The sequence below is a fragment of the Deinococcus carri genome (assembly GCF_039545055.1).
In the GTDB taxonomy this organism is placed as follows: domain Bacteria; phylum Deinococcota; class Deinococci; order Deinococcales; family Deinococcaceae; genus Deinococcus; species Deinococcus carri.
Genome location: NZ_BAABRP010000001.1, coordinates 690256 through 705205, shown reverse-complemented (window position 1 = coordinate 705205; position 14950 = coordinate 690256). Strand labels below are relative to the sequence as shown.

Sequence of the window (14950 nt, the reverse complement as noted above, 5' to 3'; positions counted from 1 at the left end):
ACCCGAAAGTGCGTTTGGAAGGCGCGCAGCACGGCCCCGCACCTCCTCTGCCCCCACACGAAGCTGGCAAACGCCACCTCTCACCTTGCAATTGTTAAGATGGGTTCATGAAGCAGCACGGCGGCAACCTCGACCCCCTGGATCACCGCATTCTGGAAGAACTGCAAACCGACTCGCGGCTGAGCATGCGCGAACTGGGCCGCCGCGTCGGCCTCTCGGCCCCCGCCGTCACCGAACGGGTGCGGCGGCTGGAGGACGCGGGCGTGATTCTGGGCTACGGCGTGCGCGTCGCCAGCCGGCCGCTGGGGCGCACCATCACCGCCTTTATCGGTGTGCAGGACAGCGGGCGCAACGACCCCACCCTGGTCCGCTGGGCCACCCGGCATGACGGCGTGCTGGAATGCCACAGCGTCACGGGCGACAACTCCTGCATCCTCAAGGTGGCCGTGCCGGATGTGGGCGCGCTGGAAACCATGCTGGGCGACCTGATTCAGATGGGCTTTACCTGCGACACCAGCATCGTGCTGAGTACGCCGCTGGAAGGCAAGACCCTGCTGCCGCCGCAGTGAGGCGGATAGCAGAAGGCAGAGGGCGGAAGGCCAGCCCTTCTCCCCCCAGGGCCGTCTTTTTCGACCTCGACGGCACGCTGCACGACCGCGCCGCCACCATTCGCGGTTGGCTGGCGGGGCACGTGGCACGCCACGCCCTGCCCGACGGGTACGCCGCCCGCTTCACGGAGCTGGACAACTTCGGCTACCGCCCGAAGCGGGAAGTGTTGCCGGGGCTGGTCCGCGAGCTGGGCCTCCCCCACGACCCGGAGGTGCTGCTGGCCGACTTCGGCGAGCATTCCCTGGCCGCCCCCGTCCCCATGCCCCACGCCCACGACGTTCTGCGGGAACTGCGGGCGCGGGGGATTCGCATCGGCGTGGTCACGAACGGCTGGGTCGAGGCGCAGACGGCCTGCCTGGAACGCACCGGCCTCACCCCGCTGGTCGACGACGTGGTGATCAGTAAGGGCGTGGGCCTCAGCAAGCCCGACCCCGCCATCTACCGCCTCGCCCTCGCCCGCCTCGGCGTGGACGCGGCGGACGCCTGGTTCGTGGGCGACTCGCCGCGCAACGACGTGTGGGGGCCGCAGCAGGTGGGCCTGAGGGCAGCGTACCTCCCGACCGGGCACGCCCTGAACGGCGAGACGCCCGACGCCGTACTGCGCGACCTGCGGGACGTGCTGCGGCTGCTGGCGAGCGGAAAGCCCACGCTGACCGCTGAAAGCTGACGGCTGACCGCTCCTGCTACCATGCCCCCCGTGAAGTTCCCTGGCCTCCCCATCACCGACGTGCTGCCCGAGGTGCGCGCGGCGCTCGCGGAGCAGGGGCTGGTCGTGCTTCAGGCCCCGCCGGGCGCGGGCAAGAGCACGGCGCTGCCGCTGGCCCTGCTGGACGAACCCTGGTTGAGGGGCCAGACCATCGTGATGCTGCAACCCCGCCGGGTCGCGGCCCGCGCCGTCGCCGCGCGGCTCGCGGAGGGGCTGGACGAGGAGGTCGGCGGCACGGTCGGCCTGCGCGTGCGCTTCGAGTCGCGGGTGTCGGCCCGCACGCGCATCGAGGTGGTCACGGAAGGCATCCTCACCCGCCGCCTGCAACGCGACCCCGAGCTGACCGGCGTGGGCCTGGTAATTCTGGACGAGTTCCACGAAAGGTCCCTGAACGCCGACCTCGCCCTGGCCCTGCTGCGCGAGGTGCAGGGGGCGCTGCGCGAAGACCTGCGCGTGCTGATCATGAGTGCCACGCTGGACCCCGCCCTCCCCGAACGGCTGGACGCGCCGCTGGTGCAGAGCGAGGGCCGCGCCTACCCGGTGGACGTGCGGTACCTGCCCGCCGACACCGCAGGCCGCGTGGAGGATGCGGTGGCCCGCGCCGTGCGCGAGGCGCTGGTCACGCATCCCGAGGGGGACATCCTGGCCTTCCTGCCGGGCGTCCGCGAGATTCGCGGGGCGCTGGGGGCGCTGGCGGGCGCGGACGCGCTGGTGCTGCCCCTCTACGGCGACCTCCCCCTTGCGGAGCAACGGCGGGCGCTGGTGCCCGACCCCCAGGGGCGTCGCCGGGTGGTGCTGGCGACCTCCATCGCGGAAACGTCGCTGACGCTGGCAGGGGTGCGGGTGGTGGTCGACGGGGGCCTCAGCCGCACGCAGCGCTTCGACCCCGGCACCGGCCTCACGCGCATGGTCACGAGCCGCGTGACGCGCGACGCCGCCGAGCAGCGCGCGGGCCGCGCCGGACGCACCGCCCCCGGCACTGCCTACCGCCTCTGGAGCGAGCGCACCCACGCCGCCCTGCCCGCCGCCCGCCCGCCCGAGGTGCTCGACTCGGACCTCGCGCCCCTCACGCTGGAGCTGGCCGGGTGGGGCGCACCCGACCCCGCCGCGCTCGCCTGGCTCGACGAGCCGCCCGCCCCCCGCGTCCAGAGCGCACGCGCCCTGCTGCACGAGCTGGAGGCGCTGGACGAAGGCCACCGCATCACCCCGCGCGGCTCGGCCCTGCTGGAGCTGCCCACCCACCCCCGCCTCGCGCACCTGCTGCATGACGGCGCGGCCCTCGGCCTGGGGCCGCTCGCCGCCGACGTGGCCGCGCTGCTGGAGGAACGTGACCCGCTGGGAGCCGGGGCAGGGACCGACCTGACCGACCGGGTGGCGGCCCTGCGTGCCTGGCGGCGAGGCGAGCGCGGGCGGGCGGAGGCCGCTGTGCTGGAGCGGGTGGAACGGCTGTCCCGACAGTGGCGCAAGCTCCTGAACCTCCGTCCCGAGGACACGCCGCCCGACCCCTTCGCGGTGGGGCACCTCGTCGCGCTGGCCTACCCCGAGCGGGTGGCGCTGGCGCGGGAGGGAGGCGGGGGCCGCTTTCTGCTGGCCGGGGGGCAGGGGGCGCGGCTGCCGGAGGGGGACGTGCTGGCCGCGAGTCCGGCGCTGGCGGTGGCCCACCTGGACGCCGGGACGGGCGAGGGCCGCATCTATCTGGCCGCGCCGCTCGACCCCGCTGTGCTGGATGCCCGCGCAGAGTGGCAAGGCAGCGTGCGCTGGGACGCCCGCAGCGGCACCCTGGTCGCGCAGCGGGAAAGGCGGGTGGGGGCGCTGGTGCTGGAGGCCCGCCCCCTGCGCGATCTGCCACACGCCGCCCGCGTGGAGGCGCTGGCCGGGGCCATCCGCGAGGGGGGCCTGCACCTCCTCACCTTCAGCCCCGAGGCGGAGAACCTGCGCGCCCGTGTCCAGTCCGTGCGCTGCTGGCGGCCCGAGGAGACGGAGTGGCCCGACCTCTCGGACTCTGGCTTGCTGGCCCACCTGGCAGACTGGCTTGGCCCCTCGCTGGAGGGCGTCCGCACCCGCGAGGACCTGCGGCGGCTGAATCTCCTCCCCGCCCTGCAAGCGTTGCTGCCCTGGCCGCTGCCGGGACGACTGGACGACCTCGCGCCCACGCACCTGACGGTGCCCAGCGGGTCACGAGTCCGGCTCCAGTACCAGCCGGACGGGTCGCCCCCCATCCTGGCCGTGAAGTTGCAGGAACTGTTCGGGTTGGCCGACACGCCCACGGTGAACGGGGGCCGCACGCCCGTGCTGCTGCACCTGCTCTCGCCCGCCGGGCGGCCCGTGCAGGTCACGCAGGATCTGCGCTCCTTCTGGAACAGCTCCTACTTCGAGGTTCGCAAGGATCTGCGGGGCCGCTATCCCAAGCACCCCTGGCCCGACGACCCCTGGACCCATGCCCCCACGCGCCACGTCAAGAAACGGCTGTGACCGCGGCATGTCATGCTGGGGTGGAATGAGAAGATTCTGGCAACTCGGCGCAATGACCCTGGTCCTGCTGGGGACGGCGAGCGCGGCGGACCTTTCGGGCACCGTCTGGAAGTACATCCAGGGCAAGGTTCAGCAGAAGCCCATGATGGACCTGAATATGTTCGGGATAGTCGCTCGCCTGTGGCTGAATCCCGCCGGGTTGCAGGCGCAGTCTGCCGACCTCGCGTACATGCCGGATGCCAGTACGAACCACTGGGCCTTCACGGTGACGCTGCCCCGCCTCAAAACGTCGGACTACCTGGGGACCAGCCGCCTGACGCCGCTGGGCAAGGCGGGCAAGACGCAGGAACTCAACGTCTACCGCATCGACGCGGGCCTCTTCAAGGGCCTGCTGGCCGTGGACGGCATCGCGGTCTCCGAGAAGGGAAGACGCGCTCCTGTCGTGATGCTCGTGACCCGCGAGTACGCGGCGATGGACGACGACCTGTTCGCCTTCAGCAAGTAGGGCAGGACCGCGCGGGGGGTGTGGCCTAGGACGGCGCTCCGTTGCGTTGCCGCATGTTTCATACTGATTCCGATTGAAGGGTGTTGAAAACACCCGGAAATCCGACCAGAGGGAGAAGGAACAAGGGCGGATTTCGGGAGATGGATGAACAGGCGGTGCCCTCCCGACTGTTCAGGAATTGGACGGAATCCGTATCAGGCGTCCACTCCGCGCCGCCCTTTTTGCGCTTCTCGCTTCGCTCGGAAAGGTTGCCAAAAAGCGGCAACCTTTCTGCGCCCCGCCCTGGAGAGAAAAGAGGAAGGTGGGAGACACAGTAAATGTCTCCCACCTTCCTCCACATGCGACGAGCCACAAGGCTTACAGCAGTTTCGCCAGTGCCCCGCCCACCAGCGTCAGTGTCAGCACGGCCAGCATCACGGCGGTCAGGTGCCGGGGCTGGACCGGGTTCACGCCGCCCGCCCGTGGTCGCTGCCCTGCGGCGCGTGCAGGCTGCCCAGCGCGGCCTTGAGGTGCTTGTACACCTCGCGCTGGAGGTCGAGGTCCTCGGGCAGCTCATACTTGAGCTGTTCCATCGCCTGCACGAGGTGCGCACCGCCGGGGCTGCGCTCGTGATCGGGACGCGCCCATTCGGGAAGTTCGGGGGTGGTCACGGGTTCGCGCTTCTGGTCGTTCCAGTCCACCCACTGCTTGGGCAGGTCGTACAGGTAACGGCCGATGCCGAACTGCACCGCGCAGCGCTTCAGGGCGTCGGAGGAAGCCGCCTTGAGGGTGGCGTACTCGCCGTCACCGCCCGCCTCGCCGATGTCCTCGCGGGTCACGCCCAGCACGGTCAGGCGGCCCTTGACAGTGGGGTTCGCCGCGCCCTGAATTACCTCCAGCTCGAAGCTCCAGCCATCGGGGCAGATGGCATCGAGGCGGTCCTGCACGGCGCGGGCATCCACGTAAGCGAGCAGCAGGGCGCGGGTGCGGTCCTTGGTGAAGGCCTGGGGCTTCCAGCCCACCAGGTGAGCGGGAAACGGGGCCTGGAGTCGTTTCTGAACATCGCTCAGCTTCATGGATTTAGTTTATAACAGAACACGATTACGGTCAAGACAGAATGGGAGGGGCCTCTTCGGACGGGTCTTGCCGTCAGCGGCAGCAGAAAGGGCACCCGTCGCCGGATGCCCCTCCCGCTGTGCCGCCTCGTAGGCTTACTTCGTCTCGACCAGCGTGTAGTTGCCAGAGCCGGAGTAGGCGTAGACCTCCCAGCGGTAGGTGCCGCTTCCCGCTGCATAGTTGACGCTCTCGGCGCTGGTGCCGGTCTCGCTGGAGGCCACGTCCACCCAGGAGCTGCCATTGTACTTCTGGAGGTAGAGGTCGAAGTCGGTGCCGCTGGGGCCGCTCAGCTTGCCGGTAATGGTCCCGCCACCATAGCTGAAGCCGCTGCTGCCCGGCTTGAAGTTGCTGCTGCCCTGACTGACCGAGCCGCTGTAGGTGGTGCCGGTGCCGGGGGTGGGAGTCGTGCCGCCGTCGGGCGTGATACCGCTGACCTGCTGAATCCAGCTCAGGTAGCCGTTCACCCGGGTATACACGCCGCTGCCGGTGCAGGCGGAGGGGCCGTAGCTGACGATACCCAGCACATAGAAGTTGCCGTTGTAGCTCTGGGCCAGGGGGCCGCCGCTGTCGCCGTTGCAGGAGTCCTTGCCCTGGTAGGCCTCGCCGCAGATGGTGTTGCCGGGAACGCTGCTGCCGCCGCAGGTCGAGGGGTTGGGCGTGATCGGGATGCTCACCTCGCGCAGGTCGTCGCTGGCGCTGCTGTTGTTGTTGCCCTGGGTCAGGCCCCAGCCGCTCACCACGGCGAACTTGCCCTTCACGTCCAGCACGCTCTCCACGCTGTTGCCCGGCAGCTTGGCAGGCGCGGCGTAGCTGTTGGTGACGCGGGTGCTGAGCTTGAGCAGGGCGATATCGTAGCCGTAGTTGGCGTCACGGTAGTTGGGGTGGATGGTGACGCTGCTGACCCCCACCGTCTGGCCCTGGGTGCTGTCACTGAGGCGGTTGACGCCCGCGCGGATGCGGATGCTGGAGGCCGAGGTCCCCTTGACGCAGTGCGCGGCCGTCAGGACCCACTGATCGGAGATCAGCGTGCCGCCGCAGTACTGGAAGCCCGTCGTGTCGGTCATCGCCACCTGATAGGGGCGGGCACCGCGGGCGCTGATGGTGCCGCCCACGATCTGGGGATTGAGCGCCGTGTCGTTGCCGGTCTTGGCCGCACCGTGGGCGGGCGCGGGTGCCGCGGCCAGGTCGGTGGCAGCGGGCGTGGTGGTCGTGCCGCAGGCACTCAGGGCAGCGGCGGAGATCAGGACAGTCAGGGCAAGCAGTGGACGCATGGGGTTCTCCTCAGGTCATGGAAACGAAGGGGCGGACGCCAGGGGCACAAAAGAACCCGCCATCCTGATGACTCGGGATGGCGGGCGCAGCGGGGTTACTTGGTTTCGACGAGCGTGTAGGAGCCGGAGCCGGAGTAGGCGTAGACCTCCCAGCGGTAGGTGCCACTGGCCGCGTTGTAGCTGATGCTCTCGGCGCTGGTGCCGCCCTCGCTGGCAGCCACATCCACCCAGGAGCTGCCGTTCCACCTGGAGAGGTAGAGGTCGAAGTCAGTGCCGCTGGGGCCGCTCAGGGTGGCCTTGAGGCTGCCGCCGCCATAGTTGAAGCCGCTGCTGCCCGGCTTGTAGCTGCTGCTGCCCTGGCTCACCGAGCCGGTGTAGGTGGTCTGCCCGGGAGTCGGGGTGGGCGTGGGCGTGGTGCTGCCCGCGCCGGTGTACAGCAGGCGGTTGGGGCTGCCGGTGCCGACGCTGCTGATCTTGCCGGTGCTGGCGTTGTTTATCAGGGCACTGGCCACCTGGCTGGGCGTGTAGGAGGGGTTGGCAGCCAGGACCAGGGCGGCGGCACCGGCCGTGTGCGGGGTCGCCATGCTGGTGCCGCTGATCGTGTTGGTGGCCGTGTCGCTGGTGTTCCAGATGCTGGTGATGTTGGTACCGGGCGCGAAGATGTCCACGCAGGAGCCGTAGTTGCTGAACGTGCTGCGAACATCGTTCCTGTCGGTCGCGCCGACGGTGATCGCGCTGGCCGCACGGGCGGGGCTGCTGGTGCAGGCGTCGACGTTGTCGTTGCCCGCCGCCACGACCATGACGAGGCCCTTGCTGACCGCGCCGTTCACCGCGTCGTCGGTGGCCTGGCTGGCACCGCCGCCCAGGCTCATGTTGGCCACGGCGGGGCCGCTGCGGTTGCTGGCCGCCCAGTTGATGCCCGCGATCACGCCCGAGTTGCTGCCGGAGCCGTCGCAGCCCAGCACCTTGACCGCCACCAGCTTCACGCCCTTGGCGACGCCGTAGGTGCCGCCGCCCACCGTGCCGGACACGTGGCTGCCGTGCCCGTTGCAGTCGGTGTTCTGGCCGTCGCCCGTCTGGTTGGTGCCCCACACGGCCCGGCCGCCCAGGTCGCTGTGGGTGGTGCGAATCCCGGTGTCGATGATGTAGGCGGTGACGCCACTCGCCGTGGTGCTGTAGTTGTAGCTGCTGTTGAGGGGCAGATCACGCTGGTCGAGCCGGTCCAGCCCCCAGGTCGCGCCCGACTGCGTGGCCGTGGCCTGCATAACCTGGTCCTGCTCGATGTACTTCACGCGCTTGTCCGCCCGCAGGGTGCTGAGGTTCTGCGCGCTCAGCTTGGCCGCGAAGCCGTGCAGTGCCTGACCGTAGATGTGCTGGATGGTGACGCCCTGGGGGTCCAGGCCCAGCGAGCGAACCAGCGCGCCCGCGTCCTGCGCTCCGAGGTTGGTGCTGGCCGCGCCGTCACTGAAGACCACGATGTACTGGCCCGGGATGGCGTTGGCATTGCCGGTCCCCAGCAGCGGGGCCTCGGTGCGGGTGCCGCGCTGGGCGGTCTGGTTCTCTCCGCCGGCCGAGGGGGCCGAGGCAGTGGGGGCCTGCTGTCCGCAGGCGGCGAGCAGAAGCGTAAGGCCGAGTGTACCGAGCGCAAGACGTGCATTCATCCTGAACCTCCAGAGGTCAGACCCTGTGGCCTGCCTTAACTTTTCCGACAGGGGAAGGTGTAGCACGTCACTTTAATTTTGCCTCATAGAAACATCTAGACAGGGGGCGAAGTTGTCGTTTTTCTTTGTGGCTGCCAATTTCAGGTAGCCTGAGTTTTTCAAACGCTATCTTTTAAGCCCTCTTTTTTGCCATTTTCGCTTCCCTCTGCTGAGGGAGATGCAGAGTGTGATAGGGGTGTGTCCTTCTTGTGATAGAGCTGTGACACTGTCGTGATAAGAGTGTGTGCTTTGCTCTCCCCTGCTTATGGATGCAGTTCCAAGCTGCCCCAGGGGTAGGTGTGCTGAATCTTCCCGGGCAGGTGTGAGGGCGGCCCAGAGCCACAGCGGGCCTCTCCTGCTCTAGGGATGCTTCCGGTGGCCCGGGCTGTTTCGCCCTAGCATGGCCGTCATGGGCCGCACTTCCACTGTTCACCGCAAAACCAGTGAGACGGACATCACCGTCACGCTGAGCCTCGACTCGCCCGCTTCGGCCACCAGCGCCACTGGACACGGGTTCCTCGACCATATGCTGGACGCCCTGGCCCGGCACGGGCGGCTGGGCCTAGGTGTGCAGGCCACCGGCGACCTGCACACGGGGCCGCATCACCTGGTGGAGGATGTGGGCATCACGCTGGGGCAGGCGCTCCACCAGGCGCTGGGCGACCGCCGGGGGATCGAACGCTACGGCAGCGCCTTCGTGCCGATGGACGAGACGCTGGCGCACGTGGTGCTGGACCTCTCGGGCCGCGCCCACCTCGCCTTCGAGCCGGAGAGGCTCGACGTGTGGGGGGACGTGGGCGGCATGACGCACTACCACCTGCGCGAGTTCCTGCGCGGGCTGTGCAACCACGCCGGAATCACCCTGCACGTGCGCCTGCTGGCGGGCCGCGAGGCGCACCACGTCATCGAGGCGGTCGTCAAGGCCCTCGCGCGTGCCCTGCGTGACGCGGTGCGGATCACGTCGGACGATCTGGCGAGCACGAAGGGGCTGCTGTGACGGCCCCCGAAGTCCTCCTCCTCGACTACGGCGCGGGGAATGTCCGCAGCGCCGCCCGCGCCCTGGAACGGGCCGGGATGACAGTCCGCGTCTCCGGCGACCCCGCCGACGTGCCGCACGCGCCGGCGCTGGTGGTGCCCGGCCAGGGCCACTTCCGGCAGGTGATGGAGGCGTTCGACCAGCACGGCTTTCACGGCCCGGTGTTGGACGCGGCGCGCGGCGGCACCCCCCTGCTGGGCATCTGCGTGGGGATGCAGATGCTCCTCACCGACTCCGAGGAAGCGCCCGGCACGCCCGGCCTGAATCTGGTTCCCGGCACGGTCCGCAGGTTCGAGCCGGTGCCGGAGCGCAAGGTGCCGCAGATGGGCTGGAACAGCCTGGACCCGGTGGGCGACTCGCCGCTGCTGCGGGACCTGGCGTGCCCGGCCTATGCTTACTTCGTGCATTCGTATTACGTGCCGCTGGAGGTGGAGGTGGAAGCGGGGGCCGTCACCGAGTACGGCGTGCCCTTCTGGGCCGCCCTGAGCCGGGGCAACATCCACGCCGCGCAGTTTCACCCCGAAAAGAGCGGCGCGGTGGGCCTCGCCATCATGGAGCGGTTCCGGCGGCACGTGCTGGAATAACACGTGCTGGAATGATGCGCCGCCCACGGCCCGGCCACCACGCCCCAGGAGAAACCGATGTTTGCGACGATGCCCGTGCCGCTGCTGTTCCTGATGTTTGCGCTCGCTGCCGCTGCCGTGTGGCTGGCGGGCATCCGGCTCTCGGGGGCCACGGACATTCTGGATGAGCGCCTGAAGCTGGGGGAGGCCCTGGGCGGCCTGGTGCTGCTCGCGGTGGCGACCAACCTGCCGGAAGTCGCCATCACCGTCAGCGCGGCCCTGGGACATCACCTGGGGCTGGCTATCGGCAACATCCTGGGCGGCATCGCGGTCCAGACGGTGGTGCTGGTGGTGCTCGACGCCTTCGGGCTGGGCCGCCGCGCGCCGCTGACCAGCGAGGGCCGCTCGCTCAGCCTGGTGCTGGAAGGCAGCCTGGTCACGGCGGTCCTAATGGGCGTCATCATGGGGTCCCAGCTCCCGAAAACAGCCGTCTGGGGCCGCCTGGAACCCGGAACCTTGCTGGTGACGTTGCTGTGGGGCCTGGGGCTGTGGCTGATCAGCCGGGGCCGACGCCTGCCCTGGCAGCCCGCCGGGACACCCCCCACCGAGCGCCCCGAAGTGCAGCAGGCCCGCGAGCGGCAGCAGGCCCGGCAGAAACGCACCAGCACGGCCCGCGCCGCCCTCGTATTCACGGCTTCCGCCGTCGTCACGCTGGCGGCGGGGCTGGTGCTGGCCCTGAGCGGTGACGCGCTGGCCCAGCACCTGCACCTGAGCGGGGTGCTCTTCGGCGCGACGGTGCTGGCGGCGGCCACCGCGCTGCCGGAAGTCTCGACCGGCCTGGCCGCCGTGCGCCTGGGCGACTACGAACTGGCGGTCAGCGACGTGTTCGGGGGAAACGCCTTCTTGCCGGTCCTCTTCCTGCTGGCCTCGCTGGTGTCCGGTCAGGCCGTGTTGCCCCAGCTTCAGCGCACCGACCTGTACCTGACCGCCCTGGGCGTGCTGCTGACGGCCACCTACCTCTACGGTCTGGTGTTCCGCTCGCGCCGGCAGTGGGGCCTGCTGGGGCTGGACTCCTGGGCCGTGCTGGTCCTGTACCTGCTGGGGCTGGCGGGCCTCTGGCTGCTGGCACGCTGAGCCGGCGTTCTGATTGGCCGTCCTCCCTCTTCCTTCATGTCCGGTTCCGGTCTGGATGCCTGACCCTTTTCGCGCGCCCTCACCCGCTACACTCGCCCCCATGAGTTCCCTGCCTCTGCCGCTGGACCACGGCCACCTCCAGAAACTGGTGACGGCCGACCTCGTGCGCCCGGATCACCTGCTGGGCGCACATCCCGTCACCGAGAACGGTGTGGAGGGGGTGCGCTTTGCCGTGTGGGCACCGAATGCCCAGCATGTCAGCGTGGTGGGGGACTTCAACGGCTGGAACGGCTTCGACCACCCGATGGAGCGGCTGGAGTTCGGCTTCTGGGGGGCCTTTGTGCCGTCCGCACAGCAGGGTCAGCGCTACAAGTTCCGGGTGACGGGCGCGGACGGGCAGACGGTGGACAAGATGGACCCCTACGGCACCTTCACCGAGGTCCGGCCGGGCACGGCCAGCATCATCTGGCGGCAACCCTTCACGTGGACGGACGACGCCTGGATGCAGGGGCGGACGCCCGGCTTCGACCGTCCCATGAGTGTCTACGAGGTGCATGTCGGCTCCTGGGCGCGCGGGGACGACGGCTGGTTCCTGAACTACCGCGAGCTGGCGCACCGGCTGGCGGACTACGTGACTTACCTGGGCTACACGCACGTCGAACTGCTGGGCGTGATGGAACATCCCTTCGACGGGTCCTGGGGCTATCAGGTGACGGGCTACTACGCGCCCACCAGCCGCCTGGGCGCGCCGGAGGACTTCGCGTACCTCGTCAACCACCTGCACGAGCGGGGCATCGGCGTGCTGCTGGACTGGGTGCCGGGGCACTTCCCTACCGACGAGGCGGGCCTGGCCCACTTCGACGGCGCGCCGCTGTACGAGTACGCCGACCCGCGCAAGGGCTTTCACTTCGACTGGAACACGTACATCTTCGACTACGGCCGCAACGAGGTCGTAATGTTCCTGATCGGCTCAGCGCTCAAATGGCTCCAGGACTTTCATATCGACGGCCTGCGGGTGGACGCGGTCGCCTCCATGCTGTACCTCGACTTCTCGCGCACCGAGTGGGTGCCAAATGTTCACGGCGGGCGCGAGAACCTGGAGGCTATTGCCTTTCTGAAGCGGCTGAACGAGGTGGTGCATCACATGGCCCCCGGCTGCGTGATGGTCGCGGAGGAAAGCACCGCCTTTCCCGGCGTCACCGCGCCGACGCCCTTCGGCCTGGGCTTCGATTACAAGTGGGCGATGGGCTGGATGAACGACACGCTGTACTACTTCGAGCAGGACCCGCTGTGGCGCAGGTACCACCATCACAAGCTGACCTTTTTCAATGTGTACCGCACTGGGGAGAAGTACATCCTGGCGATCAGCCACGACGAGGTGGTTCACCTCAAGAAATCGCTGGTCATGAAGATGCCCGGCGACTGGTACATGCAGCGGGCCGGATACCGCGCCTTTCTGGGCATGATGTGGACCACGCCCGGCAAGAAACTGCTGTTCATGGGCCAGGAGTTCGCGCAGCCCACGGAGTGGAACCACGACGAACCGCTGCCCTGGCACCTCGCGGACGTGCCGGACCACCGGGGCATCATGAACCTGGTGCGCCGCCTGAACGGCCTCTACCGCGAGCGCCCCGACCTGCACGTGGGCGACACGCTGGAAGAAGGGCAGCTCTGGGTGAGCGCCGACGACACCGAGAACAGCGTCTACGCCTACATCCGCCGCGACCCCCGGTCCGGGGCGGAGGGCGGCGGCGCGTGGAGCCTGACGGTCGCCAACCTGACGCCCGTCTACCGCGAGACGTACCCCATCAGTGTGCCCCAGGGCGGCGAGTACCGGGTGCTGCTCTCCACCGACGACGGCGAGTTCGGCGGCTTCGGCACCCAGCAGCCCGACCTGACGGCCAGGGAGGAGGGCTGGCACGGGCAGACCCATCACCTGCGCCTGAACCTGCCGCCCATGAGCGTGCTGATTCTGGAACACGCCGGGGACACGCCCCGCAGTGAGGGGAGGTGAGCGACCCCGCGCCCCGCCGTCCCGGCCCCAACCCCCTGACCATTCTCAGCCTGGTGCTGCTGGCCCTGGTCGCGCTGCTGCTGCTGGTGCCGCTGCTGGGGGGGCCGCTGCCCAGCCCGTTCCTGATCGCCCTGCTGCTGGTCGCCCGCCTGGGGGTGCAGTTCCTGCGCGCCCGCCGCGACCCCACCCTCAAACGCCCCGCCGCCTGGGCCTTCGACCTGATCCTGATCGGGCTGCTGATGTGGACGGCCGCGAACCAACCCGCGGGCTGAGCGTGGCTCCCTCTCCCCTGGCGCGGCTCCGGCGGCTTCTGCGCCCCCCCTTCCGCCTGCGCAGCGTGTACGAGCGGATGCTGGGGACCGAGCTGGAGCTTCAGGTGGTGGCCGGCACGCGGGCGCAGGCAGAGGCCGCCGAGCGGGCCGCGCTGGACGAGACCGAACGCCTGACCCGCATTCTGAACCGCTTCGACCCGCAGAGCGAACTGTCGCGCTGGGCGGGCACGTGCGAGGAGGCCCTCCCGGTCAGCCCGGACCTCTGGCAGGTCCTGCACGCGGCGGACGGGTGGCGCATCCGGACGGGCGGGGCCTTTCATCCCGGTGCGGACGCGCTGGGGGCGCTGTGGCAGCAAGCGGCCGCGCAGGACCGGATGCCCGACCCGGACGCCCTGGCGGAGGTGGTCGCCCGGCTGCATGTCCCCCTCTGGACGCTGCACGGCGCTGGAACCGCCACCCGCCACGGCCCCCTGCCGCTGGGCCTGAACGCGCTGGCAAAGGGCCATATCGTGGACCGCGCCGCCGGGGCCGCCTTCGCGCAGCCCGGCGTGCAGGCGGTTCTGGTCAACGTGGGGGGCGACCTGCGGACACTGGGGGGAGACGGCCTGACGGTCGCGGTGGCCGACCCCTTCACGGCGCGGGACGACGCGCCACCCCTCGCGCGGGTCCGGGTGCGGAACGCGGCGCTCGCCACCAGCGGGGACGCGCGGCGTGGCCTGCGCATCGGCGGCGTGTGGTATTCGCACCTGCTCGACCCACGCTCCGGGCAGCCGGTCACCCACGTGCCCGGCGTGACCGTCATCGCGCCGGACTGCCAGACCGCTGATGCCCTCGCCACCGCCCTGAGCGTGCTGCCCGTGCCGGAGGGGCTGGCCCTGGTGGAGGCCACGCCCGGTGCCGCCGCCCTGATCGTCACGTGGGAGGGCGCACGGCGGGCGAGTGAGGGCTGGCCGGAACGCGCCTAGGGCGGGTCGCAGAAAGGTTGCCGCCTTTTGGCAACCTCTCCGAGCGAAGCGAGAAGCGCAAAAAGGGCGGCGCGCAGTGGAGTGGACGCCTGAAACATGCGGCAACGCAACGGAGCGCCGCCCTAGAGCATGGGCCAAAAAGAGACCTCTTGTTGACTGAGTGGGCCTGCAAAGCAGCGGAGCCGAGAAAGGAGGCACGGGAGGTGCCGCTCTCATCAGTGGTGCGGACAAATTCATAACTTTCTGGACCTTTCCCACGCTGGGACGGCGTTGCCGTCCACCCCCCTCCCCAACCCCTCCCCCGCAAGGGGAGAGGGGGCGACCGGATAGCTTACACGCCTCCTGGATGCCCAGGACTCATTTTCATTCCGTATCAGGGTGGCAGAACTCGGACAGCGGCTCTCGTTCCGGGAGCTGAAGCAAACAGCACCCAGTGCCCCTCCACGGCGCGGAGTCTGCCGCCCTGCCCACCCGCCGCCGCCCGGAGGGCCTCCTGCTTCCACTCTCCGGGGAGGACAGAATTCATATTCGCGGATTTTTAACACAGGCTGGAGATACTGCGCGGCAGGTCGCCCCGCGTGACCCCTCCCCATCCTGCACAACACAGT

At 69.5% G+C, this 14950-nt stretch carries 13 protein-coding genes; 10 read left to right on the top strand and 3 right to left on the bottom strand.

The window, feature by feature from the left end; translation table 11 throughout:
* The first annotated feature begins 107 nt into the window (after positions 1-107).
* From ABEA67_RS03540 to ABEA67_RS03525, 4 genes are read left to right on the top strand one after another with little or no spacing between them, the layout of a single operon-like run.
* Positions 108-569, top strand: a complete 462-nt coding sequence (locus tag ABEA67_RS03540) for an Lrp/AsnC family transcriptional regulator (protein WP_345460951.1) — start codon at positions 108-110, stop codon at positions 567-569.
* The gene (locus ABEA67_RS03535; protein ID WP_345460948.1) at positions 566-1276 is read left to right on the top strand and encodes an HAD family hydrolase; all 711 of its coding nucleotides are present in this window, start codon (positions 566-568) and stop codon (positions 1274-1276) included. Before ABEA67_RS03540 ends, ABEA67_RS03535 begins: the two co-directional genes overlap by 4 nt.
* A 21-nt stretch (positions 1277-1297) precedes the next feature.
* A complete protein-coding gene (gene hrpB / locus ABEA67_RS03530; RefSeq protein WP_345460945.1) occupies positions 1298-3787 on the top strand; it encodes an ATP-dependent helicase HrpB in 2490 nt (829 codons plus the stop codon).
* 25 nt (positions 3788-3812) lie between these two features.
* Positions 3813-4292, top strand: a complete 480-nt coding sequence (locus ABEA67_RS03525) for a hypothetical protein (RefSeq protein ID WP_345460942.1) — start codon at positions 3813-3815, stop codon at positions 4290-4292.
* Positions 4293-4738: 446 nt separating this feature from the next.
* Here the strand turns inward: ABEA67_RS03525 and ddrA are convergent, their stop codons facing one another.
* From ddrA to ABEA67_RS03505, 3 genes are all read right to left on the bottom strand, one after another.
* Positions 4739-5347 (bottom strand): single-stranded DNA-binding protein DdrA, encoded by a 609-nt coding sequence (gene ddrA / locus ABEA67_RS03520; protein WP_345460939.1) that lies wholly within the window; start codon positions 5345-5347, stop codon positions 4739-4741.
* Positions 5348-5482: 135 nt separating this feature from the next.
* The gene (locus ABEA67_RS03510; protein WP_425557145.1) at positions 5483-6658 is read right to left on the bottom strand and encodes a serine protease; all 1176 of its coding nucleotides are present in this window, start codon (positions 6656-6658) and stop codon (positions 5483-5485) included.
* Positions 6659-6753: 95 nt separating this feature from the next.
* Positions 6754-8319 carry a S8 family peptidase gene (locus tag ABEA67_RS03505; protein WP_345460936.1) on the bottom strand — a complete coding sequence of 522 codons (1566 nt, stop codon included), beginning with the start codon at positions 8317-8319 and terminating at the stop codon, positions 6754-6756.
* 448 nt (positions 8320-8767) lie between these two features.
* On the opposite strand from ABEA67_RS03505, the gene hisB reads away from it, so the two are divergent.
* From hisB to ABEA67_RS03475, 6 genes are all read left to right on the top strand, one after another.
* The gene (gene hisB / locus ABEA67_RS03500; RefSeq protein WP_345460933.1) at positions 8768-9355 is read left to right on the top strand and encodes an imidazoleglycerol-phosphate dehydratase HisB; all 588 of its coding nucleotides are present in this window, start codon (positions 8768-8770) and stop codon (positions 9353-9355) included.
* Positions 9352-9978, top strand: coding sequence for an imidazole glycerol phosphate synthase subunit HisH (hisH, locus tag ABEA67_RS03495; RefSeq protein WP_345460930.1), 627 nt, complete (start codon positions 9352-9354; stop codon positions 9976-9978). Before hisB ends, hisH begins: the two co-directional genes overlap by 4 nt.
* A gap of 57 nt (positions 9979-10035) precedes the next feature.
* Positions 10036-11091, top strand: a complete 1056-nt coding sequence (locus ABEA67_RS03490; protein WP_345460927.1) for a sodium:calcium antiporter — start codon at positions 10036-10038, stop codon at positions 11089-11091.
* 100 nt (positions 11092-11191) lie between these two features.
* Positions 11192-13105: a 1,4-alpha-glucan branching enzyme gene (locus ABEA67_RS03485; protein WP_345460925.1), complete on the top strand. Its 1914-nt coding sequence runs from the start codon at positions 11192-11194 to the stop codon at positions 13103-13105.
* Positions 13102-13377, top strand: coding sequence for a hypothetical protein (locus tag ABEA67_RS03480; protein WP_345460922.1), 276 nt, complete (start codon positions 13102-13104; stop codon positions 13375-13377). Before ABEA67_RS03485 ends, ABEA67_RS03480 begins: the two co-directional genes overlap by 4 nt.
* A 2-nt stretch (positions 13378-13379) precedes the next feature.
* The gene (locus tag ABEA67_RS03475; protein ID WP_345460919.1) at positions 13380-14342 is read left to right on the top strand and encodes an FAD:protein FMN transferase; all 963 of its coding nucleotides are present in this window, start codon (positions 13380-13382) and stop codon (positions 14340-14342) included.
* Positions 14343-14950 lie beyond the last annotated feature (608 nt).